Source organism: Nocardioides turkmenicus (assembly GCF_011045035.1).
Classification (GTDB): domain Bacteria; phylum Actinomycetota; class Actinomycetes; order Propionibacteriales; family Nocardioidaceae; genus Nocardioides; species Nocardioides turkmenicus.
This window is the reverse complement of sequence record NZ_JAALAA010000001.1, coordinates 409,778-433,894: the sequence shown is the minus strand read 5'-3', so window position 1 is coordinate 433,894 and position 24,117 is coordinate 409,778. Positions and strand designations below refer to the sequence as shown.

The window sequence follows — 24,117 nt, the reverse complement described above, 5'->3', positions numbered from 1 at the left end:
GGCATGACGACGACGAAGAAGCTCGCCTGCGGCGTCGACGTCGGTGGCACCAAGATCCTCGGTGGGGTCGTCGACCACGACGGCAACATCATCGAGGACCACCGTGTCGAGTCCCCGGCGAAGAGCCCGGAGGCCATCGAGGCCGCCATCGTCGAGGTGGTCCAGGAGCTGAAGACCCGCCACCCGATCGAGTGCGTCGGCATCGGCGCGGCCGGCTACATCGACAAGGGCCGCTCGACGGTCATGTTCGCGCCCAACATCGCCTGGCGCGACGTGCCGCTCAAGGAGCGCCTGGAGAAGGTCCTCGAGCTGCCGGTCGTCATCGAGAACGACGCCAACGCGGCCGCATGGGGCGAGTTCGAGTACGGCGCGGGTGCCGAGGTCGACAACATGATGCTCGTGACCGTCGGCACCGGGGTCGGCGGCGGGCTGGTGCTCGAGGGCGAGCTCTACCGCGGCGCCTTCGGCGTCGGCGCCGAGATCGGCCACATGCGCGTGGTGCCCAACGGCCACCTGTGCGGCTGCGGCAACCGTGGCTGCTGGGAGCAGTACGCCTCCGGGTCGGCCCTGGTCCGCAACGTCCGTGCCGCGGCACGCGGCGGTTCGCTGCTGGCCCGTGAGGTCCTGGACCGCGCCGAGGGCGACCTCGACAAGATCAAGGGCCCGCTGATCACCGAGGCGGCCCGCGACGGCGACGCCTTCGCGATCGAGGCGCTGACCGACCTCGGCATCTGGCTGGGTGAGGGGATCGCCTCGATCGCCGCGGTGCTCGACCCGGCCGTGGTGGCCATCGGTGGCGGCGTGGCCGACGCCGATGACCTGCTGCTGGGTCCGGCGCGGCGTGCCTTCGAGGCGCAGCTGACCGGTCGTGGACACCGGCCGATGCTCGACATCCGCAAGGCCACGTTGGGCAACGACGCGGGGCTGATCGGCGCGGCCGACCTGGCCCGCAAGTGAGCCGGGACCGGTGAGCCTGCACATCGGTGTCGACATCGGCGGCACCAAGGTGCTCGCGGCGGAGGTCTCGCCGGCCGGCGAGGTGCTCCGCACCGCTCACCGCAGCACGCCGGGGCGCCGGGTCGAGCTGGAGCTGGTCGAGGACGCGCTCACCGAGGCGGTCACCGAGGTGGCCGCCGGCCGTCCCGTCGCCGGCGTCGGTCTGGCCGCCGCAGGGTTCGTCGACGCGGCGGGGGAGCGGGTCATGTTCGCTCCCCACCTTCCGTGGCGCGGCGAGCCGACGCTGACCCGGCTGTCCTCGCGCTGGGGCACCCGGGTGGCGCTCGACAACGACGCCAACTGCGCCGCGCTCGCCGAGCTCGAGCTCGGCGCTGCCCGCGGGGTCGACTCGGCCCTGCTCATCACCCTCGGCACCGGCATCGGCGGCGCCGTGATCCTGGACGGCCGCGTCGTGCGCGGCCGCAACGGCATGGCCGGCGAGTTCGGCCACATGCAGGTCGTGCCCGGCGGGCTCCCGTGCGAGTGCGGCCTCACCGGCTGCTGGGAGCAGTACTCCTCCGGCAACGCGCTGGTCGCCTTCGTCCGCGCCCGCGTGGAGACCGAGGAGTACGCCGGCGGCACGCTCGACGAGCTGGCCGCGGGCGACCCCCTCAAGATCACCGGCCCGGCGGTCACCGCCGCGGCGGCCGACGGCGATGCGCTCGCGCTGGCTGCGTACGAGTCGGTGGGGTCGTGGCTGGGGGTCGGGATGGCCGGCCTGGTGGCCGCCTTCGACCCCGAGCTCCTGGTCGTCGGCGGAGGCGTCTCGACCGCGGGGGACCTGCTGCTGGCGCCTGCCCGGAGGGCTCTGGAGAGCTCGCTCGTCGGTCGCCTCCATCGCGAGGTGCCGCCGATCGTCGAAGCCGCGTTCGGCGCCGAGGCCGGTGTCGTGGGGGCGAGCATCCTGGCCCGCCGCGCCACCGCGGACCAAGGCTAGACGCGCGCGCCGTCGTCCCAGGGGTCACGCGGCTCGGACGGCATCGTCACCAGCAGGTAGACGAACCCGGCGATGAAGGCCGCGACCAGGCCGCCGATGACCCAGCTGTTGAAGTGCTCGCCGGTGATCTGGGTGACCACGATCAGGGCGAGCACGGCGACCGGCGCACCGAGCACGCCGATCCAGGCCAGCAACCGAGCCGGGGTCGGCTTCGGCAGCGGCGGCGGGGGCGGCGGGACGTAGCCCTCGTCGTCGTCGCGCCACATGTCGTCGTAGGGGTCCGGCTCGTCGACGGTCTCGACGATGTCGATCCTCTTCTCGAAGAGGCCCGTGGAGACAGGCTCGTCCTCGAGAGTGGGGCGGTCGCCGTAGTTCTCGACGATCTCGCGCCAGGCTTCCTCGTCCGACGGCTGGTCCTCGGGAGGCACGGAGGCGTCGTCGGAGGCCCCGGTCACGTCCTCGGGCCGGTCGTCTCGCTCGCTCACTCTTCCAGCCTAGCCGGAACTCATGACAGGGTGCCCGAGTAGAAGTACCTGTCTCGTTATAGGCTCACCGGTCGAAGGCAATTTGGGAAGGCGATGGGGTGTCGACGAAGCTCTTCTACTCGTTCTTGAAGTGGGTCGCTGTCGGTCCTCTGCTCCGGGCGGTCTTCCGCCCGACCTGGGAGGGTGTCGAGAACATCCCGCGCAAGGGCCCGGCGATCCTGGCCGGCAACCACCTCTCCTACGCCGACTGGCTCTTCATGCCGCTCGGCTCTCCGCGGATGGTGCGGTTCGTGGCCAAGGCGGAGTACTTCACCGGCACGGGCGTGAAGGGTTTCCTGCAGCGTACGTTCTTCAGCGGCACCGGCAACGTGCCGATCGACCGCTCGGGCGCGACCGCGGCCGAGGGCGCTCTGATCGCCGCGAAGCGGGTGCTCGGCGACGGCGAGCTCTTCGGGATCTACCCCGAGGGCACCCGTTCCCACGACGGCAAGCTCTACCGCGGCCGCACCGGCATCGCCCGGCTGGCCCTGGACACCGGCGCTCCGGTGATCCCGGTCGCCGTGATCGGCACCGACGTGATCGCGCCCCCGGGCAAGAAGCTCGGCAAGATCGTCCGGCCGCGCATCATCTTCGGCAAGCCGCTGGACTTCTCGCGCTACGAGGGCATGGCCAACGACCGCTACATCCTGCGCGCGATCACCGACGAGATCGTCTACGAGATCCTGAAGCTCTCCGGCCAGGAGTACGTCGACATGTACGCCACCGAGGCCAAGAAGCTCGCCAACGGTGAGAAGCCCGCGAAGAAGTCCGCGCCGAGCAAGGACGTAGCCTGACGATCCACTCGTCCCACCCGTTCCCGACGCCGGAGGACCCGGTACGCCGGTGGCGCGGTCGTCTGGGTGGGCGGGTCTCGCTGTGGACCTCCGGCTCCGCCGGTTCTCGGGCAGGGCTCACCGTCTCCTCGCTGATGATGGCCAACGGGTCGCCCGGCGCCGTGCTCGGCCTGCTCGACCCGGACTCGGACCTGCGTGACGAGCTCGAGGAGACCGGCGTCGGGGTCGTGTCGCTGCTCCACTGGCGCCACCGCGATCTCGCCGAGGCGTTCGGTGGCACCGCTCCCGCGCCGGGTGGCGCGTTCCGGACCGGATCGTGGGAGACCACCGAGTTCGGGCCGCGTCTCGCCGACGCCCCGACCTGGGCCGGCGTACGCCTGGTGTCGATGACGGAAATCGGTTGGTCGGTCCTGGCGACGTGCGAGATCGTGTCGCTCGAGGTGGGTGACGACACCGACCCGCTGGTCCACCGGCACGGAAGGTATGACCGATGATCGACGGCTATCTGCGACGGCTCGGCTTCGAGGGGCGGCCGGAGGCGACGTACGAGACTCTCGTCGAGCTCCACCACCGCCATCTCGACACGCTTCCCTACGACAACCTCTCGATCATGCTCGCCGCTGTCGGAGCCACGGGGGCGCCCGACGCCGTCGACCCGGTGGAGACCCTCGAGCGGGTGGCGGCCGGGGGCAACGCGGGCTATTGCTTCCACCACAACGGTCTGGTCTCGCTGGTGCTGGAGGAGCTGGGCTTCGACGTCGTACGCCGCCCCGGCCAGCTGATCGAGACGACCGGTCCGAGCGGCGAGCTGGACCATCTCGCCTTCGAGGTCCGCGGGCTGCCGACGGCCGAGAACCCCGGTGGCCGCTGGTGGCCCGATCTGGGCTTCGGCGATGCCTTCCGGGATCCGTTGCCGCTGGTCGACGGCCACTTCCGGCAGAACGGGTTCGTCTATCGGCTGGTGCGGGTGGGCGACGACGGCTGGACCTTCCACCACGACCCGGCGGGCTCCTTCCACGGCAACCTCATCCGCGGGCTGGTGAACCTGGACGACGTCGCGGCGAGGCATCCGGCGCTCTCGACGCCACCCGGCCCCTATACGAGCAAGCTGGTCGTGCAGCGGCGCGACGCGACCGGCGCCGACACCGTGCGCTCGATCCGCTACACCCGGATCGGGGAGGGCGCGACCAGCCGCGAGCTGCGTGACTTCGCGGAGTGGACCGCGGCTCTCGAGAGCCTCGGGCTCTCCTTCGTCGGGGTCGAGGAGGACGCCCTGCGCGAACTGCACAAGCGACAGGCCGCGGAGTACGACGAGTGGCTGCTGACACGGTGACGTGGCGGGTCGCCGTACCGGCCGACGCGGAGGCGCTGGCGGACCTGGAGCAGGCGGCCAACGAGACGACGCTGGCTCACCTCTTCGTCGGCCATCCGTTCCCCTGGGAGGACGTGGCCACCGGCTGGCGTGCACGGCTCGGCGGCCCGGCCAGCGTGGTCGAGGTCGTCGACGGCCCGGGGCGACTGTCGGCGTTCTGCTGCTGGAGCGGCGAACGGCTTGAGCACCTGGCGGTCCATCCCGCCGAGCGCGGCCGTGGCCTGGCGAGGAAGGCGATCGCGCGAGCGGTCGCCGCGATCGGAGCCGGTGGCCGGGAGCCGGTGCTGTGGTGCCTGGCCGGCAACACCGGTGCCCGGGCGATGTACGAGCACCTGGGCTGGGTGCCGACCGGACGCACGACCACCTGCCAATACCCACCGTTCAGCGAGGAGGTCGAGTACGTGCTGAGATGGACGCATGAATGACGCGCCGGACGAGGAGCTGCTCGACATCGCGGCCGAGCTCTACGGGCTGCCGCTGACCGACTTCACGCCCGAGCGCGACGCTCGGGCCAAGGCTCTGAAGGGCACGCCACTGGCCGGACCGGTCAAGGCGCTCAAGAAGCCGTCGACCGCGGCGTGGGTGGTCAACCTGCTGGTGCGCTACGAGACCGAGCAGGTGGAGCAGGTGATCTCCGTCGGCGCGCTGCTGCGGGAGGCGCAGACCGGGATGGACGCTGCCCAGCTGCGGGAGCTCACCAAGCAACGCCGGCAGCTCACCGCGGCGGTGACGACCCGTGCCCGAGGCCTCGCGCGTGAGCACGGCCTCCGGGTGACCGAGGCCGTGGCGACCCAGGTCGAGGCGACTCTGACGGCGGCGATGATCGACGAGGCCGCCGCCCAGGCCGTACGCAGCGGCCTCCTCGTCGCCGCGCTGTCCGCCACTGGTGTCGACGGCGTGGACGCGGCCTCAGCAGTCGCGCTGCCGGACGCGTTGGGCTTCGAGGTCCCCGAGGTCGTACCGCCGTCTCCCGAGCCGCTGCGAGCGGTGCCGGACCTGCCCGACACCACCGCCATCGACGAGGCCCGCGAGGCGCTCGAGGAGGCCGAGTCGGCGCTGTCCGGGGCCGAGGCGGAGCGCGACAAGGCCGCGTCGGCCTTCAAGGAGATCGAGGCCCGGTCGCTCCAGGTGAAGTCCGAGATCGAGGATCTACGCCGCCGGCTCGCCGACCTGGAGGCGACCGCGCTGGAGGTCGAGGACGAGCTCTCCGAGGCGGAGGAGGCGCGTGACTCCGCCGAGACCGCGGTCTCCGAGGCTGCTGCTGCGCGTGACTCGGCGGCTGCCGAGGTGGAGCGCCTGGGCGGGTAGGGCCGGGGGTCAGATGGCCTTGCGCATCCGGACCAACGGAACCGGTGCGCCGCCGCGGTCGTCCTCGATCCGCTCGATCGGCTCGAAGCCGTAGGCCTTGTAGAGCGGTTCGCCCGACAGGGTGCCCATCAGCTCGAGCGTGGTGAAGCCCTCTGCCGCCGCGGCTCGCTCGCAGAGGTCCAGGATCAGCCGGCCCACGCCGCGCCGGGCGAACGCCGGGTTGGTGTACATCGCTCGCACCCTCGCCGGATCGGTGCTCGGGTCGAGCAGCGTCGGCTCGCGGCCGGGGGTGTGGTCGCCGCCGTAGAGCGTCGCACGCCTGCTCCAGCCGCCGCAGCCGGCGATCTCCTGACCCTCCTCGACGATGAAGTAGGTGCGGTCTTCGATCAGCTGGGTGTCGATGCCCATCACGGTTCTGCTCGAGGCGATCTGGGCCTCGGTCAGGAACCCCTTCTGGAGCTCGGCGATCGAGATGTTCATGATCTCGGTCAGGGCGGGGATGTCTTCGGGAGTGGCCAGGCGGTGGGTGAAGGGCACGGAGTGAGCCTGCCATCTCCGTCCACGTCGGCGACCGCGGATCGGGAATACAGGATTCCTGTGTGAGGGATATCACGCGAAATGGCCTTGATCTCTTGACGCTATAAAACGATGTCGATAACGTTTTCGATCGAGTTCGCGCGAGCTCTGAGGTACCACCGACCACCGTTCAATCGAGAGAACAGGATCGATGATGACCCGAGTTCGAGTAAGACCCGTGCGTGCCCGACTGGGCAGAAGCACAGCCCGCTTCGCCGCTGCGGCAGCCATGCTGGTCGCCGGCTGCTTCGCTGGCGTCTCCGCCGCCGGTCCGGCCCTGGCCGACGGCTCCACCCTGCAGGCCGCGGCTGCCGAGTCCGGCCGCTACTTCGGCACCGCCATCGCGGCCGGCCGGATGTCCGACTCGCAGTACATGACCATCGCGAACCGTGAGTTCAACATGATCACCGCCGAGAACGAGATGAAGATGGACGCGACCGAGCCCTCGCGCGGCCAGTTCAACTTCTCCGCCGGTGACCAGATCGCCAACTGGGCGATCCAGAACAACAAGCGGGTCCGCGGGCACGCGCTGGCCTGGCACTCCCAGCAGCCGAGCTGGATGCAGTCCATGGAGGGCAGCGCGCTGCGTACCGCGATGCTCAACCACATCGCCGGTGTCGCGGGCCACTACAAGGGCAAGATCTACGCCTGGGACGTGGTCAACGAGGCCTTCGAGGACGGCTCCTCCGGCGCCCGCCGCAACTCCAACCTGCAGCGTACGGGCAACGACTGGATCGAGGCCGCCTTCCGGGCCGCCCGCTCCGCCGACCCCAATGCGAAGCTCTGCTACAACGACTACAACACCGACAACTGGAACCACGCGAAGACGCAGGCCGTCTACAACATGGTCCGCGACTTCAAGGCACGCGGCGTACCCATCGACTGCGTCGGCTTCCAGGCCCACTTCAACTCCGGCAACCCGGTGCCGAGCAACTACCACGTCACCCTGCAGAACTTCGCCGACCTGGGTGTCGACGTGCAGATCACCGAGCTCGACATCGCCGGCTCCGGCACCTCCCAGGCCGAGCAGTTCCGTGGCGTCACCCAGGCCTGCATGGCGGTGACTCGGTGCACCGGCATCACGGTCTGGGGCGTACGGGACACCGACTCGTGGCGAGCCTCCGACACGCCGCTGCTCTTCGACGGCTCCGGCAACAAGAAGCTCGCCTACAGCTACGTCCTCGACCAGCTGAACACCGCGGACGGTGGATCCACCACCCCGCCGGCCGGGAGCTGCACGGTGACCGTCGCCAAGACCGAGTCGTGGGGTGACCGGTTCAACACCGTCTTCACCGTCAGTGGCACCAACAATTGGAGGGTCCTGATCCGCACCGGCTCGGGCCAGAGTCTGCAGAACTCCTGGAACGCCACGGTCTCCGGGACGTCTGGGACCCTGACTGCCACGCCGAACGGCAACGGCAACCAGTTCGGGATCACGCTCTACACGGGCGGGAACACGTCGACGCCTACTGCTAGCTGTACGGCGGTCTGAGGTTGCGGGGCGGGGTCTCGGTCGTCGACCTTGGCCCCGCTTCTCTCGTTGGTCGAGCCGCCGTAGCCGCTAGGCGGAGGCGTGTCGAGACCAACAGGGTTTCGCTTTTCGGTGGTCGAGCTTGTCGAGACCACCTCGGTTTGGCGACTGTGTTTTCGTTTCAGGGTTCGCCGCCGACCCTTGCTTTGATTGTTTCTCGATCAGCCGCCGCGTCAAGGACGCCCTTCGGGCGCCGGCTTCGCCGGCCGCTGCGCGGTCCTTGACCCGGCACCTGATCGAGAAAAGATTTCGCCTGTATCGGGGCGGCGGCGACAGAGTGGCGCAGCACTCATGTGCCTTGTTCGCCGACTGCTTAACTTGGGACTGACCTGCATAAATAGGTCGCTTGGTGTCGCTGTCCCGCATATAATAAGACGCATGTACGAGACCATCGACCGCCTCCTCGACGGGCCACCACCCGGTGCGTCCGAGGGTGAGCTGGTCGACTGGATCGCCCGTCTTGAGGCGGTGAAGTGTCGGGCGGAGGCGGTTCAGGCAGAAGCAGCGGTACGTCTCGAGGAAGCTGCCCGCATGCGGCAGGCCGGGGCTGGGGTTCCGGCCCGCAAGCTGGGTGAAGGCGTGGCCTCGCAGGTCGCGTTGGCGCGGCGGGTCTCCCCGGCGAAGGGCGCGAAGCTGCTCGGGCTGGCCAAGATCCTGCTCACCGAGATGCCGCACACTTTTGGGTTGATGAAGGCCGGGTTGTTCTCGCAGTGGCAGGCGACCATCCTTGCCCGCGAGACCGCGTGCCTGTCGTTGGAGGACCGGCGGGTGATCGACTATGAGCTCTGTGCCACCGGACCCGAGGGGGAGCCTGCGAGGGCGGTGGCGATGGGGCTGCGGCAGTTGGAGAACGCCGCGAGGAAGCTGGCCATCACCCTTGACCAGGAATCGGTCGTCAACCGGGCCGCCAACGCGGCCAAGGACCGGCGCGTCAGTGTGCGGCCGGCACCGGACACGATGACGTGGCTCGGTGCCCTGTTGCCGGTCAAGGACGGGGTCGCGGTGTTCGCGGCCCTGGACCAGGCCGCCAAGACCGCTGCCGCCGCTGGTGATGAGCGGTCGCGGGGGCAGGTCATGGCCGACACCCTCGTCGACCGGGTCACCGGCCGCACCACCGCTGAGGCGAAGCCGCGGATCGAGGTCAAGATCGTGATGACCGCCGAGGCTCTCGCCAACGACAATGACCAGCCCGCGATGGTCGAGGGCTACGGCCCCGTCCCCGCCGCCTGGGCACGTGACGCCCTCAACGATGCCGAGGTGTTCGTCCGCCGGTTGTTCACCGACCCGGTCGGGCAGTTGGTGGCGATGGAGTCACGCTCCCGCAAGGCACCCGACGGGCTGGCCGAGTTCATCACCGCCCGTGACGGTGGGATCTGCCGCACCGTCGGCTGTGATGCCCCGATCCGCAACATCGACCACGTCGAACGCCACACCGACGGCGGCGCCACCAACGCCGCGAATCTTCAAGGCTTGTGCGAACGCTGCAACCAGGCGAAAGAGGCGCTCGGCTGGCAGGCCAGACCAGGACCCGACGGCAGCATCATGACCATCACACCTACCGGCCACGTCTACACGAGCCCATCGCCAGACACCTGGCGACCAGACCCACCACCCTTGTCCCGAGCAGAGTTCTCCCTGCGCGACGTACTCCTCGACTACTCGGCCGCTGCCTGAGCGTGCCGGTGGTAGACCTTGTTCGCGATCTTCCACGCTCCGTCGACGAGCACGAGCAGGAACACGTCCGTGAAGGTGTCGGGGCCGTGGATGAGGGTCATGGTCGCGGTGGCGACGGTGCCGTGGACCTCGACGGAGTCGAGGCGGCGTACGCGGTCCTTCTCGTCGGGAGCGGGGAGCCGCTGAACAGGCCGCAGTAGTCCTCGAGCGGCCAGGAGACGAAGGCGCCGTCGCGGATGCCTTCGATGTGGGCGGAGGGGAGGAGCGCGTCTCGGAAGTGGAGGGGGTCGCCGGTGGCGTGACCGCGTACGTAGGCGTCCAGCGGACGCAGGACGGCCTCGTCGACGGGTCCGTTCACGATCTGCATGCGCACAGGGTGCTGTGCCGACGGGAGCGTGACAAACGGTCTTCTCAGTGCGGCTCGACCGCGTCCTCTCCGGAGGTGGGGTCGTAGAGATAGACCTGCTCGCCGGCTCGGGGGTCGCGGGCGGCGAGCGCGTGGAAGGTGGGGGAGGCCGGGTCGGCGAGGTCGACGACAGAGGCTCCGGCGCCGAGGACGCCGCGGACGAGATGTGGGGGTGCGGTGGTGTCGATGCGGGTGACGACGCCGGGGGTCACCCAGACGGGGATCCCGGCGAGGAAGCCGCTGGCCTGGAAGTGGAGGTGGCCGGTGAGGATCGTGCGGACGTCGCTGCCGCGCACCACGCGACCGAGCGCGGAGATGTTGCGGAGGACGACGTCGGCGACCCACGGCAGGGTTGCGAGATGGAGCGGCGGATGGTGAAGGACGAGCACCGTCCCGTCGCGCGTCGGGGTGGCCAGCTCGGAGGCGAGGCAGGCCAGCTGGTGCTCGTCCAGGAAGCCGTGGGTCCGGCCGGGGACCAGGCTGTCGATCGTGACCACCCGGAGGTCGCCCAGGAAGCTGACCGCGGCGCACAGCTCCGACTCCGGATCCAGCAACCGACCGCGGTCGCTGCCGTCGGCCTCCAGGTGTCCGCTGCCGAGCGCCTCGCGGAACGGTCCGCGGGCGTCGTGGTTGCCCGTCGAGTAGATGTGCGGGATGCCGCGCTCGGCCGCGAACGCGCCGACCCGGTCCCGGACCGAGCGGCAACCCTCGGCCGACCCGTCGTCGGCGACGTCCCCGCTGACCACGACCGCGTCCAAGCCAGGCACGTGGCGGGCGTCGCGCAGGATGGCGTCGAGCGCGGCCAGGGCGTCGACCCAGTCCATGTCAGGACCGCTCGCGGAGACGTGGGTGTCGGAGAGATGCAGGATCCGGGTCAAGACTCAGGCCCACTGTCGGGAGCGTTTGACGGCCTCGGTCCACGAGGCGTACGCCTCATCGGCCGCCCCGCGACGCGACGGGTCGGGGGAGAAGGTGCGGTCCAGCGCCCAGGTCTCCCGGATCTCGTCGAAGGACGACCACACGCCGACTCCGAGGCCGGCGAGGAACGCCGCGCCCAGGCCGGTGGTCTCGACGTAGCGGGGACGGGAGACGTCGACGCCGAGCTGGTCGGCCTGGAGCTCGCACAGCAGGTTGTTGGCGGCCGCGCCGCCGTCGACGTTGAGCGAGGCGACCGGCGTCGGCATGGTGGCCATCACGTCGCGTACCTCGAAGGCGATCGCCTCCAGGGTCGCCCGCACGATGTGGGCACGGGTGGTGCCGCGGGTGATGCCGATGATGGTGCCGCGGGCGTCGGGGTCCCAGTGGGGCGCACCGAGACCGGTCAGGGCGGGCACGAACACGACACCCTCGGACGAGCTGACGGTGCGGGCCAGGGCCTCGGTCTCCGCGGCCGAGCCGATGATCTGCAGGCCGTCGCGCAGCCACTGCACGGCGGCACCGGTGACGAAGATGGAGCCCTCGAGGACGTAGGTGACCTCGCCGGAGGGCGACATCCAGCCGGGGGAGGTGAGCAGGCCGGAGTCGGACCGCTGCGGGCTGGATCCGGTGTTGGTCAGCACGAACGATCCGGTGCCGTAGGTGCACTTGGAGTCGCCGATGTCGAACGCCGCCTGTCCGAACAGCGCGGCCTGCTGGTCGCCGGCGACGCCGGCGATCGGCAGCGAGAGGTCGAGGAACGAGCGCGGATCGGTGACCACGCCCTCACCCCAGTTGGGGCCGATCTCCGGCAGCGCGTCGCGCGGCACCCCGAACAGGTCGCACAGCTCGTCGGACCAGTCGTTGGCGCCGATGTCGAAGAGCATCGTCCGGGATGCGTTGGAGACGTCGGAGACGTGGTGCAGACCCCGGGTCATCCGGGCGATGAGATAGGAGTCGACGGTGCCGATGGCGTAGCGGCCCGACTCCACGTGCGTCCACGTGTGCGGCTCGTTCTCCTTGATCCAGGCCAGCTTGGTGGCCGTGAAGTAGGGGTCCAGCCGCAGACCCGTCAGCTCGCGGACGCGGGCGTCGTGGGACGACATCGCGGAGCACATCGCCGTGGTGCGCCGGTCCTGCCACACGATCGCGCGCCGCGGCGACCCCAGCGTCTCCCGGTCCCACAGCACGACCGTCTCGCGCTGGTTGGTGATCCCGATGCCGACGAGATCGTCCCTGTCATGGGCGGCCAGGACGGTACGGCACGCCTCCAGGGTGGCCTGCCAGATCCCCTCCGGCACGTGCTCGACCCAGCCCGGGCTGGGGAAGTGCTGGTCGAACTCCTCGTACCCCCGAGCCGCGACCTCGCCCTTGTCGGTGACGATCAGCGCGGTGACGCCGGTGGTGCCGGCGTCGATGGCGAGGATCGAAGTCACTGGGGCGTCCTGACGATGTCGAGGATGCGCCGGTCGATCCACGACAGGTCCTCGGCCACCCGCATCTCGTAGTTCTCGGTGCCCACCCAGGCGAGAAAGCCGGAGGCGCCCTGCGCCGCGGCGTACGTCTCCAGCTCGGCCTCGATCTCGGGGGTGACCGGCACCTTCTCGGCCTCGGTCGAGGCGGTCAGGTAGAGGTCGCTGAGGTCGAGGAGGCGCTTCAGCTCGGTGATCGGCGCCGGGTGGTCGTCGACGCGGAGGTCCGCCGCGATGTCGTCGTTGCCTCCGTAGCCGGCGTCCTCGCGCACGACCAGGAGAGCGGCGCTCTGTCGGCCACGGCTGTCGCCGCCGGCCTCGTCGCCCGCGGCGAGCGCGGCGAGGAGCCGGTGCTGCAGCGGCTCCTCGGGGGAGGAGGCGAGCCATGCGGCCTCCATCGCCTCGACCACCTCGGGGCCCGTGAGGATGTTGCCCTGGATCGCGTAGCCGTCGCCGGTGCGGCCGCCGGCCCAGTCGAGGCAGGACGGTCCGGTGTGGGAGACGGCGTTGCCGTCGACGTCGACGATGCCGACCTGCCGGTGGTCGCGGCGCTCGTCCTCCTCCAAGAGCCTCTCCAGGGCGACCGCGGCGGTCGCGCCCTCGTCGAGGTGGGCGAGAGCCAGACCCTTGTAGGCGACGTTGGCCTCGGCCTGGGTGGCGATGGCTCCGACCCCCGCGACGGCGGCCGGGACGGCCGATCCGACGGCGAGGAACTTCGAAGCGACGGCCACACCCCAGGTGGGCTCCCCGGTGCCTGGATCAACTGCTCTGGCGACGATGGAGAAGGTCATGACAGCGACCCTATCCACGAAATTTCGTCCGCTTACGGCGTGTTTACGAATTGTCGTACACCTGACAGCGAGGTTGGGCTTTGATTGAGGGATCCCTTCATCCCAATTTCGGAACTGAGTTTCGAACGTGACCAGGAAGGACATCATGACAACCCTGGCGAAAGAAGAAGCACCCGAGTTGAAGAGAGTGATGGGGCCCTGGCTCCTGCTGCTCTTCATCGTCGGCGACATCCTGGGAGCGGGCGTCTACGCCGTGACCGGGACCATGGCCGGCTACGTGGGCGGCATCCTGTGGCTGCCGTTCCTGCTCGCCTTCGTGGTGGCAGCGATGACAGCGTTCTCCTACCTCGAGCTGGTGACCAAGTATCCCAGCGCCGCCGGCGCCGCGCTCTACACCCACAAGGCGTTCGGCATCCACTTCCTCACCTTCATGGTGACCTTCGCGGTCGCCTGCTCGGGCATCACCAGCGCGTCGACCTCGGCGAACACGCTGGCGCAGAACTTCTTCGGCGGCCTGGAGATCAACGGCTGGATGGATGCGCCCAGCGAGGGCGCCGTCACCCTGCTGGCGTTGGGCTTCATGGTCCTGCTCGCGCTGATCAACCTGCGTGGCGTGGGCGAGAGCGTGAAGTTCAACATCATCCTCACCGTCGTCGAGATGGTCGCGCTGTGCATCGTCATCGGCGTCGGCTTCTTCGTGATCGCCCAGGGCAAGGCGGACATGTCGGAGCTGGTCTCCTTCGACGACTACTCCAACATGGGCGTCGTCTTCGCGGTCACCGCCGCGACCTCGGTCGCCTTCTTCGCGATGGTCGGGTTCGAGGACGCCGTCAACATGGTCGAGGAGACCAAGGATCCCGAGCGGATCTTCCCGCGCACCATGCTGATGGGCCTGGGTGCGGCCGCTCTGCTCTACATCCTGGTGGCGGTCTCGGTCGTCAGCGTACTGACGCCGGGTGAGCTCGAGACGATCCGCGAGTCCGAGGGCCGGGCCCTGCTCGAGGTCGTCGGCAAGGGCGCTCCCGACTTCCCGATCGACAAGGTGTTCCCGTTCCTCGCGGTCTTCGCCGTGGCAAACACGGCGCTGATCAACATGCTGATGGCCAGCCGGCTGGTCTACGGCATGGCCAGGCAGCGGGTGCTTCCCAAGCAGCTGGGTGCGATCCTGCCCGGCCGCCGCACGCCCTACATCGCGATCATCTTCACCACGCTGCTGGCGCTGGCGCTGATCTGGTACGTCTCCAGCGACCCGGACAGCAACATCGTCTCCAACCTGGGCTCCACGACCGCACTGCTCCTGCTGTGCGTGTTCGCGATCGTCAACATCGCCTGCGTGGTGCTCCGCAACCGGCGCCCCGACACCGAGAAGACATTCTTCACGGCGCCGAGGTGGCTGCCGCCCGTCGCCGCCATCCTGTGCATCTACCTGGCCGGCCCGTGGGTCGACCGCGACGGCATCGTCTACGAGATCGCCGGCGGCCTGATGGTCATCGGCGTGATCCTGTGGGCGATCACCTGGCTGATCAACAAGTTCGCCAACAAGGAGGACGAGCCGCCGCACTTCCAGGACATCGAGCACATGGATGTCAACCCCGAGGACGACAAGTAACCGGGTGAGCTCGGTCAGGGCCGGCGTACGGGATCCTTCCGTACGCCGGCCCTGCCGTGAGATGACTTCGTAACAACCGGGTGACCCGCGTACCCTGAGCCTCGTGAACGACGCCTTCCCCTCTCTCGAGCAGTTGCACGCCATCGGAGCCCTCCAGCAGCCGACCTATTCCGACCCGGTCGCGCTGGCCGCGGCGGTCGAGAAGCTGAGGAACCAGCCGCCGCTCGTCTTTGCGGGGGAGTGCGACCAGCTCAAGAGCTCGATCGCCGCCGCCGGCCGCGGCGAGGCGTTCATCCTGCAGGGCGGCGACTGCGCCGAGACGTTCGCCGAGGCGACCGCCGACAACACCCGCAACAAGCTTCGGGTGCTGCTGCAGATGGCGGTCGTCCTGACGTACGCGGCCTCCGTCCCGGTCGTCAAGATCGGACGTCTCGCGGGGCAGTACGCCAAGCCGCGCTCCTCCGACACCGAGACCCGTGGCGACGTGACCCTGCCGGCCTACCGCGGCGACGCGGTCAACGGCTACGAGTTCACCCCCGAGGCCCGCATCCCCGACCCGCAGCGGCTGCTGGACGTCTACCACGCCTCCGCCTCCACGCTGAACCTGGTGCGCGCGTTCACCACCGGTGGCTACGCCGACCTGCGTCAGGTGCACACCTGGAACTCCGAGTTCGTGCGCAACTCGCCCGTCGGCGCGAAGTACGAGGCGATGGGCTCCGAGATCGAGCGCGCGATCGCGTTCATGGAGGCCATCGGCGCGGACCTCGACGAGTTCCACGGGGTCGACTTCTACTCCTCGCACGAGGCGCTGCTGCTCGAGTACGAGCACGCGATGACCCGCATCGACTCGCGCACCGAGACGCCATACAACGTCTCCGGCCACTTCGTCTGGATCGGCGAGCGCACCCGCCAGCTCGACGGTGCCCACGTGGAGTACTTCCGCCACCTCAACAACCCGATCGGCTGCAAGCTCGGCCCCACCGCGACCCCCGACGACGCGCTCGCCCTGGCCGCCAAGCTCAACCCGAAGAACGAGGAGGGCCGGCTCACCTTCATCACGCGCTTCGGCGCGGGCAAGGTGCGCGACGGGCTGCCCGGTCTGGTCGAGAAGATCACCGCCGAGGGCGTCAACGTCACCTGGATCTCCGACCCGATGCACGGCAACACCTTCTCCACCTCCAACGGCTACAAGACCCGCCGCTTCGAGGACGTCCTCGACGAGGTCCAGGGCTTCTTCGACGTCCACCACGCGCTGGGTACGGTGCCCGGCGGCATCCTCGTCGAGAACACCGGCGACGACGTCACCGAGATCATCGGCGGCGGTGAGGAGCTCGACGAGGCCGGCCTGGTGCACCGCTACGAGTCCGTCGTCGACCCGCGTCTCAACCGCGTCCAGTCGCTCGAGATGGCGTTCCAGGTCGCGGAGATGCTCAGGTCCCGCTAGTCGCCGACGTTCTCGTCGCGCGCCCAGGCTAGCTGCATGATCTCCTCGCCGTCGTGGAGCGTGCTGCGGTTGCCGGTGTCGGTGAAGCCGGTGGTCTCGTAGAGGCGCTGGGCGCGGCGGTTGTCGGTGCGGGTCCAGACGCTGAGGCCCGCCCAGTCGCGGGACTGGAGGTCGCGGATCATCTCGGTGCCGACGTGGGACCCCCAGACAGCGGGGTCGACGAAGACCATCGAGATGTGGCCGTAGCCGGGGAGCGGTACGCCGTCGACCAGGTAGGTCTCGGCGAGCAGCATCCCGGCAGGGCGGCTGCCGTAGTGGGCGAGGAGCGCGAGCTCGGCCGCGTCCAGCTTCTCGCGGACCCTGCGGACGCGGGCCTCGGTGGCCGTCTTGCGGCGAGCCGCGTTGGCCGCTCGCCAGATGTCGACGGCCAGCGCGCGCTGCTCGTCGCTGTCGATCTCGGCGACGATGATTCTCGGCATACAGGCGTTACAGCGTCATCAGCCAGACGCCGAGCACCAACATCACGATCATGAAGATCGCACCCACCCACAGCAGCACGACCCAGGTCGAGGGGTTGTCCTCGGACTCGGCGGCCATCAGCGAGGAGACGTACTCCTGCTGGACGCCGTAGTCGCCGAAGTCCTGCTCGAGGGGCTCCTCCTCGGCGGCATAGCCGTAGCCGGTCTGCCAGTCGGCGGGGCCGTCGGTGGCGTAGGCGTCGTCGGCGTAGCCGGTCGCATAGGCCGGCTCGGGTTCGTGGACCTGGTCGGCGACGGTCTCCTCCGGCGGCGCCCAGTGACGGGCCTTCCCGTTGCTCTGCTGCTGCTGGACGAGCATCCCGGAGGGCTGGACGAAGGGCTTGTACGCCGCCTCGACCGGTGTCTCGGAGACCGGCTCGGGCTCGGGGTCGGGGACAGGGTCGGGCCCGGGGACGGGCTCCGGCTCCGGAACGGGTCCGGGCTCAGGGACCGGAGTGGGCGTCGGCTCCGGGTCGGGAACGGGGTCGGGCCCCGGGACCGGGGTCGGCTCGGGGAAGGGCGAGGGATCCGGGATCGGCCTCGGCTCCGGCTCCGGCTCAGGGATCACCGCCTCCTCGGCGACGCTCTCCGCGGCCGGCTCGTGCGCGGTCGGGGGAGTGGTCGGCGGCAGCGGTGCCGGCGGCGGCGAGGTCGGCGGTGCGAAAGCCGCGCGGATCGCGGTGGATCCGTTGGGCTCGTCGTCGGTGTCGAGCTTCTCCTCGACCTCGGGCGACTGACGCCGCGAGGTGCGCTCGGTGGGCTCGTCGTCGGGGCCGGCGGCAGCGATCGACGAGGCCGGTCCCGGCCGGTCCTCGTCGCCGTAGGCGCTGATCCGGGGCAGGCTCAGTGAGGTCTGCTCCGCGTCGGGCACGTCGTCGACCGCTTCCGGAGCGGTCGCCTCGACCGGCTTCCGGATCACGGTGGTCTCGTTCGGTTCGTCGAGCTCTTCGGGCTCGGCGGTGACGTCGTCGTTCGCAGCACTGGACACGGGTGGCGTCCTTTCCTCTACATCGGTGGAGTCAGCCTCGGCAGCTGGGTCGAGCTCCGTGGCGACCTCGAGACCACACACCGGACACGTCGGCTCCCCGGACAGCCGGTATCCGCACTGTGCGCACTTGGTCATGCCACCCCCATGGCGTCGAAGATCACTCCTGTGCGTCTCCAGCCTAGACGACCGGAGTGAGGCCGAGCGGCGAGCTTGCTCGTCCGCTCGCGCCGAGCGAGGGAGTAACCATGCGGATGCATGGAGGTCACATGCCTTGACGGTGCGCCGATGCCCGTAGATCGCGGAGCAGCGGGATATCGGGGTTGTCCGCGTCGCGCGAGCCCGGAGTCTCCAGGATGAAGGGCACCCCGGCGGTCGCCGGATGGGCGAAGAGCTCCTCGAACGCGGCCGTGCCGATGTGGCCGCGACCGATCTGCTCGTGGCGGTCGAGGTTCTTGCCGCGTACGTCCTTGGAGTCGTTGGCGTGGATCAGCCGGAGCCGCCCGGGGCCGCCGATCTCGACGATCCGGTCGACGCAGGCGGTGGCGCCACCGGGCTCGTCGAGCGGGGCGCCGGCGGCGAAGACGTGGCAGGTGTCGAGGCAGATCCCGGCCTTGGGGTGGAAGTCGACGGCCTCGAGATAGGCGGGGAGGTCCTCCACGCCCGCGCACAGCGACCGACCCTGCCCGGCGGTCGGCTCCAGCAGCAGCCAGGGCGCGTCGTCGGCGGAGATCTGGTCGAGCACGGGCAGCAGCGCCTCGCGTACCTGCCTCATCGCCACGAGGAAGTTCTCCCGGGCATCGCCCGCGGGAGAGACGAACGAGCCGGTGTGGATCACGACGCCCTCGGCGCCGATGTCGGCGGCCCGGCGCAGGTTGTGCGCGACCAGCGCGGCCGACCTCTCGTACGTCGCCGGCGTCGGCGATCCCAGGTTGACCAGGTAGGGAGCGTGGATGAAGGCGCGCATCCCACGTCGTTGGAGCTCGGCCCGGAAGGCCTTGTCGTCGGCCGGCTTGCCCGCCGAGAGGGCCCAGCCGCGCGGGTTGCCGACGAAGATCTGCAGGGTCTCGCCGCCGACCGCGTCGGTGTTGGCGAGGGCGCCCGCGACGAGGCCCTTACCGACCTGTACGTGGGTGCCGATCGGGTTGCGGAGGATCGAGTCCGTCACGTCAGTTCAGCCAGATCGTGATCTCGGAGCCGTAGGGGGCCTCGCCGCCGGCGGGCTCCTGGCGGGTCACGTAGCCGAGGCCGAGGTTGATGCCACCCTCCGCCTCCTCCTTGACCTTGAACCCGGCGGCCTCGAGGGTCTGCTTCGCGGTGTCCTTGTGCTGGCCGACCACGCTGGGGACCGGGACCGCGGCCGGACCCTTGGCGACCACGAGGGTCACGGTCTCGCCCTTGGGGAGGGTGCCGGAGTTGGGGCTCTGGCTCAGGACGGTGCCGGGCCGGGCGGTCTGGTTCTCCTCCTCCTGGATCTCGACGACGAGCCCGTCGGCCTCGAGCGACTTCTTGGCACGCTCCGCGCTGCGGCCGGTCCAGTCGACGATGTCGACGGGGGCCGGGCCCTTGCTGATCACGAGCACAACGGTCTTGCCGGGCCGCACCAGGGTGCCGGCGCGGGGCTGGGAGTTGATGACGTGGCCCTCGGGCACGTTGTCGTTGAACTTCTCGATCGGGTCGCCGACGGTGAGGCCGAGATCCTGGATCTCGTCCTGGGCGTCGTCGGCGAGCATGCCCTTGACCTTGGGCACCGAGTATTCCTCGACGCCCTTGCTCACGCTGATCTCCACCGTGGAGCCGGGCAGCGCCTTGTCGTCGCGGCCCGGGTCGGAGTCGATCACGATCCCCTTGGCGACGGTATCGGAGAACTCGGTGTTGGCCGAGACCTCGAAGCCGGCGTTCTGCAGCTGCGTGGTCGCCTCGGCCCGGGACAGGCCGGCCACCGAGGGCACCCGCTCGTAGCGGCCGTCGATGAACCACCACAGGCCGGTCGCCACCAGCGCGACGGCCACCACAGCGGCGCCGATCGCGACCGGCCCCTTCCAGGTCGCCGGCATGCTCCGGCGCTGCTTGGGCTGAGTGGGTGTCGGGGCGATGCGTACGTTCTCCTCGGGCTCGCTCAGCGGGAGCCGGCCGGCAGCGGGCAGGCCCATGCCGGGAGGTGGTGCCGCCGGACCCGGGGGCCGGCCCGGCGGGGGACCGGACGGGCCGGAGGGCGGCAGGCCGAGCGCCGGCAGCACCGCCGTCGACTCGGCGGCGGACTCGTCGTGAGCGCGCGTCGGGGCCTCGGTGCCGTTGGCGGCCTGCGCCGGCTTGTCGGGAGCGCCGGCCGAGGGGAGCGCCAGGTCGGCGGTGAGCTCGGGGTCGTCGAAGATGCCCGCGGACAAGGTGGCCATCACCCGGTTGACCATGCGCAGGAGCACGCCGGCGTCGGCCGGGCGCAGCTCGGGGTCACGGGCGGTCGCGCGGGCGACCAGGGCGTCGACGTAGCGGGGGATGCCGGGCGCCGCCTTCGACGGCGGCGGTACGTCCTCGTGCACGTGCTTGTAGGCGATGTCGACCGGCGAGGGTCCGCTGTGGGGCTTGCGCCCGGTGAGCAGCTCGTAGAGCACGACGCCGGCGGCGTAGACGTCGCTGCGCGGGCCCGACTTGGACTCGGTGACCAGCTCGGGCGCCAGGTAGGAGACGGTGCCGACCAGGTTGCCGGTGGTGGCGTCGTGGGAGTTGTTGGTCATCACCCGGGCCAGGCCGAAGTCGGCGACCTTGACCCGCTGCGAGATCGAGGCGGCGCCGGTGGTGATGAGGACGTTCTCCGGCTTGATGTCGCGGTGCACGATCCCGACCGCGTGCGCCGCGGTCATCGCGCTCAGGATCGGCTCGATGTAGGCCAGCGCCTTCGCCGCGCCCAGCGGAGCCTGGGACTGGATGGTGTCGCGGAGGGTGTGGCCCTCGATGTACTCCATCGCGAGAAAGGCGACGCCGTCGTCCTCGTCCTGGTCGTAGACGGCCACCACGTTGGGGTGGGAGAGCTTCGCAGCCGACCGGCCCTCGCGTACGAACCTCTCGGCGAAGTTGCCCTCCTCGTCGAGGTTCTGGTGCATGACCTTGACGGCGACGATGCGGTCCAGACGCATGTCGTGGGCGACGTAGACCGTCGCCATGCCGCCCTTCGCGACCTTCTCGACGATCCGGTAACGCATCCCCAGGACCTTGCCCAGAAGGGGGTCGGATGCGGTAGCCGAGCCTCCGCCGTGGCGCCCGATGGCGCCGTCACGGGGGTCCGCCTCACTAGCCACGCGATCCTCCTGTCTCCGGTCGGAGAAGTATTCCGGACCGGGCAATGGTACGGACCAGCGGGTCCCACTCACGACTTTCCGGCGCGGCTACCCGGGCCGGTAATGTGATCGTTATGAGCGAATTGCGGCTGGCAGAGCAGGATCTGGGCGTCCTGGTGGAGGACTGGATCGACTGGGCCACCGCCGCGTCGCAGCTCGGCGTGACGGTGGGCAAGGTGCGCACGATGATCCGTGAGCACGAGCTCGCCGCCGCGGTGCCTCCGGGCATCAAGGGGCAGCACATCCCGGCCCTGTTCATCCAGGACGGTCTGCCGGTCAAGGGCCTCGGCGGCCTGCTCCACGTGCTCCACGACGGCGGCTACGACGACCGCGAGATCATCGCCTGGCTCTTCCTCGACGACGACCTCCCCGGCCGCCCGATCGACGCGCTTCGGGAGAACCGCGGGTCGGAGGTCAAGCGCCGGGCGCAGGCCATGGCACTCTAGGGGCCACCCCGTCCGTACGTCTCGGAGGACCGTCGTGAGGTCGAAGCCCGCCCTGGTCGCTGTGTTGGTCGCGCTGCTCCTGGCGCTGTTCGCCGGATGCGGCGGCTCCGGAGGTTCGGGGGACGACTCCGGCGGCGGGAAGACCGGCACCGATCCCGAGAGCGGGCTCGCCTGGATCGCGGAGTCCGACCTGCCGCCCGAGGGCGTGGAGACGCTCGAGCTGATCGACGCCGGCGGCCCGTTCCCCTACCCGGGCAAGGACGGCAGCACCTTCGGCAACCGCGAAGGCATCCTGCCGGAGGAGCCGTCGGGCTACTACGCCGAGTACACCGTGCCGACGCCTGGCTCCGATGACCGGGGTGCGCGGCGTATCGTCACAGGCGAGGGTGGGGAGTTCTACTACACCGAAGACCACTACGAGTCGTTCTCACGGATCGACCGGGGGTGATGGAATGAGTGGACTGGCAGGTCTTCTCGCCGGGCGGGTCGAGCCTGGCGTCTACCGTTGGCACACCGAGCTGGCGGCCGCCGACCTCTCGGAGTCGGTGACCGGCGCCGGCTGGTCGCTGGCGCAGATCGCGGACGTGGCCGAGACCAAGGACGAGGTGCTGGGAGCCATCGGCGCCGCGCTCGGGTTCCCGGCCCACTTCGGGCGCAACCTCGATGCGCTGTGGGACTCGCTGCGCGACCTCTCCGCACCCACGGTGCTGCTGTGGGAGACGTGGGGGAGCGCGGCCTATGCCGACCGTGCCGGCTTCGACCGGATCGTCGGGGTCCTGAAGGACCGTGCGGCGGAGATCTCCGAGGACCGGCCCGCGTTCACCGTGCTGCTGCGCGGCGACGGGCCCGAGACCGACCTGCCCGACCTGGGCTGAGCATCACCCGACCGTGACGGTGCGGGTCGGGTAGCCGGTTGCTCCGTCGGGAGCGGGCGGCGCCTCGCTCCCGGTCTGCGGGGTGCCGGTGCGGTCGTAGGCCCGCGCCTGGATCCGGTGCTCGCCGGCGGTGGCCTCCCAGCGGTAGCTCCACTGCCGCCAGGTGTCGATGCTGTCCTCGGCCGCGAGCGTGGCGGGTTGCCAGGGGCCGTCGTCGATGCGTACCTCCACCCTGCTGACGCCGCGGTGCTGCGCCCAGGCGACGCCGGCGACGGTCACCTCGCCTACGGCATCGGGGTTCTCCCGGGGCAGGTCGATGCGGCACTGGGTCTTGATCGGGCCCTCGGCCGACCAGCCCCGGTCGGTCCAGTAGGCGCGGAAGTCGGCGAAGCGGGTGACCTCGAGGTCGGTGAGCCACTTGGTCGCCGAGACGTAGCCGTAGAGGCCGGGGACGACCATGCGGACCGGGAAGCCGTGGTCCGGGGTCAGCGGCTCCCCGTCCTGGGCGATCGCGAGGAGGGAGTCGCGGCCGTCGGTGAGCGCCTCGAGCGGGGTGCCGATGGTGATGCCGTCGGCACCGGTGGACTTCACCGCGTCGGCGCCTTGGGTCAGGCCGGCGCGCCGGAGGACGTCGCGGATGCGTACGCCGGTCCAGGTCGCGTTGCCGATCAGGTCGCCGCCGACCTCGTTGGAGACGCAGCAGATCGTGACGCGACGCTCGTAGAGCGGCATCGCGAGCAGGTCCTCGTAGGTCAGCTCGATCGGGTTGTCGACCAGGCCGTGGATCGTGAGGCGGTAGTCGGCGAGGTCGACACGTGGGGTGAGCAGGGCGATGTCGATGCGGTAGAAGTCGTCGACGGGGGTCAGGTGGGGCGTCAGGCCCTTGATCGGCAGCTCCACGCCGGCCGGGAGGGGCGCGGCGGGGGAGACGGGCGTCGGGATGGCCAGTCGCGTCGCCGGGTGCCGGCGCGCGGTGACGACCTTCGCGCCGACCCCGCCGGCCGCGCCCACGGCGGTCACGGCCGCCGCGGCGATCAGGAAGCTGCGCCGGTCGAAGCCGTCGGGTGCCTCCGCCTCGGCGGGTGTCTCGCCCGGCCCGCGCAGGCGCCGGGTGAGCAGGACCAGGGCGACGATGCCGATCACGAGGCCGATGACCAGCGCGACGATGCCGGCCGCCCCGTTGCCGGCTCGGTCGGCCAGCAGGGCGGCGGCATCGACGGCCCCGAGGAGCAGGAACATGCCCGCGCCGAGCACGGGGCGGCGTACGGCCAAGGCGCCGGCCACTGCGAGCAGGGCCAGCGTGACCAGCGCGACGCAGGCCAGCAGGATCGGCTTGTCGGCGGTGCCGAAGGTGGCGACCGCGGCCTCCTTGAGCCAGCGCGGGGTGAGGTCGATGACCCGGTCGCCGAGCGCGAGCAGGGGAGAGGTGCCACGCGCGAGGGCGGCGATGAGCTCGGCGACGCCGAGGCCGAGCACGCCCGCGGCGATGCCCGCGACGGGACCGCTGGGGAGGCGTCCGAGGACGGTGCCGGATGTCATGCTGAGGGTTCGTGGCCGATCGGTGGTCGGATGGGACCAATCCTCCCACCCCTCGGCTGCGAACCCTCGG

24 protein-coding genes and 1 pseudogene are annotated in these 24,117 nt (G+C 70.3%); 14 read left to right on the top strand and 11 right to left on the bottom strand.

The annotated features are described in order from the left end of the window. Nucleotides 1–3 precede the first annotated feature (3 nt). Both G5C66_RS02085 and G5C66_RS02080 read left to right on the top strand, forming a co-directional pair. Nucleotides 4–957: an ROK family glucokinase gene (locus G5C66_RS02085; RefSeq protein WP_165109205.1), complete on the top strand. Its 954-nt coding sequence runs from the start codon at nt 4–6 to the stop codon at nt 955–957. A 10-nt stretch (nt 958–967) separates the two neighbouring features. Next, entirely contained in the window at nt 968–1,933 is a 966-nt protein-coding gene (locus G5C66_RS02080; protein WP_165109203.1) for an ROK family protein, read from the top strand. Here the strand turns inward: G5C66_RS02080 and G5C66_RS02075 are convergent. After that, nucleotides 1,930–2,418 carry an MFS transporter gene (locus G5C66_RS02075; RefSeq protein WP_165109201.1) on the bottom strand — a complete coding sequence of 163 codons (489 nt, stop codon included), beginning with the start codon at nt 2,416–2,418 and terminating at the stop codon, nt 1,930–1,932. The two genes, G5C66_RS02080 and G5C66_RS02075, sit on opposite strands and share 4 nt — an antisense overlap. A gap of 98 nt (nt 2,419–2,516) precedes the next feature. Between G5C66_RS02075 and G5C66_RS02070 the strand changes: the two genes are divergently transcribed. The 5 genes from G5C66_RS02070 to G5C66_RS02050 are packed head-to-tail and all read left to right on the top strand — an operon-like array spanning nt 2,517 to nt 5,931. Further along, nucleotides 2,517–3,251 carry a 1-acyl-sn-glycerol-3-phosphate acyltransferase gene (locus G5C66_RS02070; RefSeq protein WP_165109199.1) on the top strand — a complete coding sequence of 245 codons (735 nt, stop codon included), beginning with the start codon at nt 2,517–2,519 and terminating at the stop codon, nt 3,249–3,251. Further along, a complete protein-coding gene (locus G5C66_RS02065; RefSeq protein ID WP_165109308.1) occupies nt 3,248–3,745 on the top strand; it encodes a flavin reductase in 498 nt (165 codons plus the stop codon). Before G5C66_RS02070 ends, G5C66_RS02065 begins: the two co-directional genes overlap by 4 nt. Beyond that, on the top strand, nt 3,742–4,584 hold the full coding sequence (locus tag G5C66_RS02060) for an arylamine N-acetyltransferase family protein (protein WP_165109197.1): 843 nt from the start codon (nt 3,742–3,744) through the stop codon (nt 4,582–4,584). The genes G5C66_RS02065 and G5C66_RS02060 overlap by 4 nt, the downstream gene beginning before the upstream one ends. Next, nucleotides 4,566–5,048, top strand: coding sequence for a GNAT family N-acetyltransferase (locus G5C66_RS26695; RefSeq protein ID WP_165109195.1), 483 nt, complete (start codon nt 4,566–4,568; stop codon nt 5,046–5,048). Before G5C66_RS02060 ends, G5C66_RS26695 begins: the two co-directional genes overlap by 19 nt. Continuing rightward, nucleotides 5,041–5,931 (top strand): hypothetical protein, encoded by an 891-nt coding sequence (locus G5C66_RS02050; RefSeq protein WP_165109193.1) that lies wholly within the window; start codon nt 5,041–5,043, stop codon nt 5,929–5,931. The genes G5C66_RS26695 and G5C66_RS02050 overlap by 8 nt, the downstream gene beginning before the upstream one ends. A 9-nt stretch (nt 5,932–5,940) precedes the next feature. Here G5C66_RS02050 and G5C66_RS02045 read toward each other — a convergent pair whose 3' ends face one another. Then, a complete protein-coding gene (locus G5C66_RS02045) occupies nt 5,941–6,468 on the bottom strand; it encodes a GNAT family N-acetyltransferase (protein WP_338144037.1) in 528 nt (175 codons plus the stop codon). A gap of 217 nt (nt 6,469–6,685) precedes the next feature. On the opposite strand from G5C66_RS02045, the gene G5C66_RS02040 reads away from it, so the two are divergent. Both G5C66_RS02040 and G5C66_RS02035 read left to right on the top strand, forming a co-directional pair. Further along, nucleotides 6,686–7,999 carry a glycoside hydrolase family 10 protein gene (locus tag G5C66_RS02040; protein ID WP_338144036.1) on the top strand — a complete coding sequence of 438 codons (1,314 nt, stop codon included), beginning with the start codon at nt 6,686–6,688 and terminating at the stop codon, nt 7,997–7,999. A gap of 417 nt (nt 8,000–8,416) precedes the next feature. Next, nucleotides 8,417–9,712: an HNH endonuclease gene (locus G5C66_RS02035; protein ID WP_165109189.1), complete on the top strand. Its 1,296-nt coding sequence runs from the start codon at nt 8,417–8,419 to the stop codon at nt 9,710–9,712. On the opposite strand, the pseudogene G5C66_RS02030 reads toward G5C66_RS02035, so the two are convergent. From G5C66_RS02030 to G5C66_RS02015, 4 genes and pseudogenes are all read right to left on the bottom strand, one after another. Then, nucleotides 9,694–10,079, bottom strand: a pseudogene (locus G5C66_RS02030) (nuclear transport factor 2 family protein). The gene G5C66_RS02035 and the pseudogene G5C66_RS02030 overlap by 19 nt on opposite strands. A gap of 44 nt (nt 10,080–10,123) precedes the next feature. Then, nucleotides 10,124–10,996, bottom strand: coding sequence for a metallophosphoesterase family protein (locus G5C66_RS02025; protein WP_165109187.1), 873 nt, complete (start codon nt 10,994–10,996; stop codon nt 10,124–10,126). A 3-nt stretch (nt 10,997–10,999) separates the two neighbouring features. Further along, nucleotides 11,000–12,469 carry a glycerol kinase GlpK gene (locus G5C66_RS02020; protein ID WP_165109185.1) on the bottom strand — a complete coding sequence of 490 codons (1,470 nt, stop codon included), beginning with the start codon at nt 12,467–12,469 and terminating at the stop codon, nt 11,000–11,002. Then, the gene (locus G5C66_RS02015) at nt 12,466–13,296 is read right to left on the bottom strand and encodes a DUF1028 domain-containing protein (RefSeq protein WP_165109183.1); all 831 of its coding nucleotides are present in this window, start codon (nt 13,294–13,296) and stop codon (nt 12,466–12,468) included. The genes G5C66_RS02020 and G5C66_RS02015 overlap by 4 nt, the downstream gene beginning before the upstream one ends. A 187-nt stretch (nt 13,297–13,483) precedes the next feature. On the opposite strand from G5C66_RS02015, the gene G5C66_RS02010 reads away from it, so the two are divergent. Together G5C66_RS02010 and G5C66_RS02005 are read left to right on the top strand one after the other, a co-directional pair. Then, nucleotides 13,484–14,905: an APC family permease gene (locus G5C66_RS02010; RefSeq protein WP_338144040.1), complete on the top strand. Its 1,422-nt coding sequence runs from the start codon at nt 13,484–13,486 to the stop codon at nt 14,903–14,905. 103 nt (nt 14,906–15,008) lie between these two features. Next, nucleotides 15,009–16,349 carry a class II 3-deoxy-7-phosphoheptulonate synthase gene (locus G5C66_RS02005; RefSeq protein WP_165109179.1) on the top strand — a complete coding sequence of 447 codons (1,341 nt, stop codon included), beginning with the start codon at nt 15,009–15,011 and terminating at the stop codon, nt 16,347–16,349. Here the strand turns inward: G5C66_RS02005 and G5C66_RS02000 are convergent. The 4 genes from G5C66_RS02000 to pknB form a co-directional block, all read right to left on the bottom strand. After that, nucleotides 16,346–16,828, bottom strand: a complete 483-nt coding sequence (locus G5C66_RS02000; protein ID WP_165109177.1) for a GNAT family N-acetyltransferase — start codon at nt 16,826–16,828, stop codon at nt 16,346–16,348. The two genes, G5C66_RS02005 and G5C66_RS02000, sit on opposite strands and share 4 nt — an antisense overlap. A gap of 7 nt (nt 16,829–16,835) precedes the next feature. Continuing rightward, nucleotides 16,836–17,855: a hypothetical protein gene (locus G5C66_RS01995; RefSeq protein WP_165109175.1), complete on the bottom strand. Its 1,020-nt coding sequence runs from the start codon at nt 17,853–17,855 to the stop codon at nt 16,836–16,838. 262 nt (nt 17,856–18,117) lie between these two features. Then, nucleotides 18,118–19,020: a deoxyribonuclease IV gene (locus tag G5C66_RS01990; protein ID WP_165109173.1), complete on the bottom strand. Its 903-nt coding sequence runs from the start codon at nt 19,018–19,020 to the stop codon at nt 18,118–18,120. 1 nt (nt 19,021) lies between these two features. Beyond that, complete coding sequence (gene pknB / locus G5C66_RS01985) at nt 19,022–21,148, bottom strand: Stk1 family PASTA domain-containing Ser/Thr kinase (protein WP_338144035.1); 2,127 nt, start codon at nt 21,146–21,148, stop codon at nt 19,022–19,024. A gap of 113 nt (nt 21,149–21,261) precedes the next feature. Between pknB and G5C66_RS01980 the strand changes: the two genes are divergently transcribed. Genes G5C66_RS01980 through G5C66_RS01970 form a run of 3 tightly spaced genes read left to right on the top strand, consistent with a single transcriptional unit; the run spans nt 21,262 to nt 22,508 of the window. Next, nucleotides 21,262–21,633: an Rv2175c family DNA-binding protein gene (locus G5C66_RS01980; protein ID WP_206443580.1), complete on the top strand. Its 372-nt coding sequence runs from the start codon at nt 21,262–21,264 to the stop codon at nt 21,631–21,633. A 34-nt stretch (nt 21,634–21,667) separates the two neighbouring features. Beyond that, nucleotides 21,668–22,081, top strand: coding sequence for a guanyl-specific ribonuclease (locus G5C66_RS01975; RefSeq protein WP_338144034.1), 414 nt, complete (start codon nt 21,668–21,670; stop codon nt 22,079–22,081). 4 nt (nt 22,082–22,085) lie between these two features. After that, nucleotides 22,086–22,508 carry a barstar family protein gene (locus G5C66_RS01970; protein WP_165109171.1) on the top strand — a complete coding sequence of 141 codons (423 nt, stop codon included), beginning with the start codon at nt 22,086–22,088 and terminating at the stop codon, nt 22,506–22,508. A 3-nt stretch (nt 22,509–22,511) separates the two neighbouring features. Here the strand turns inward: G5C66_RS01970 and G5C66_RS01965 are convergent, their stop codons facing one another. Continuing rightward, on the bottom strand, nt 22,512–24,047 hold the full coding sequence (locus tag G5C66_RS01965) for a molybdopterin-dependent oxidoreductase (protein WP_165109169.1): 1,536 nt from the start codon (nt 24,045–24,047) through the stop codon (nt 22,512–22,514). Nucleotides 24,048–24,117: the final 70 nt, after the last annotated feature.

Coding starts and splice junctions, on each gene's coding strand:
- G5C66_RS02085 (WP_165109205.1), top strand. CDS start 4: ATGACGACGACGAAGAAGCTCGCCTGCGGCGTCGACGTCGGTGGCACC.
- G5C66_RS02060 (WP_165109197.1), top strand. CDS start 3,742: ATGATCGACGGCTATCTGCGACGGCTCGGCTTCGAGGGGCGGCCGGAG.
- G5C66_RS02050 (WP_165109193.1), top strand. CDS start 5,041: ATGAATGACGCGCCGGACGAGGAGCTGCTCGACATCGCGGCCGAGCTC.
- G5C66_RS02035 (WP_165109189.1), top strand. CDS start 8,417: ATGTACGAGACCATCGACCGCCTCCTCGACGGGCCACCACCCGGTGCG.
- G5C66_RS02015 (WP_165109183.1), bottom strand. CDS start 13,296: ATGACCTTCTCCATCGTCGCCAGAGCAGTTGATCCAGGCACCGGGGAG.
- G5C66_RS02000 (WP_165109177.1), bottom strand. CDS start 16,828: ATGCCGAGAATCATCGTCGCCGAGATCGACAGCGACGAGCAGCGCGCG.
- G5C66_RS01980 (WP_206443580.1), top strand. CDS start 21,262: ATGAGCGAATTGCGGCTGGCAGAGCAGGATCTGGGCGTCCTGGTGGAG.
- G5C66_RS01970 (WP_165109171.1), top strand. CDS start 22,086: ATGAGTGGACTGGCAGGTCTTCTCGCCGGGCGGGTCGAGCCTGGCGTC.
- G5C66_RS01965 (WP_165109169.1), bottom strand. CDS start 24,047: ATGACATCCGGCACCGTCCTCGGACGCCTCCCCAGCGGTCCCGTCGCG.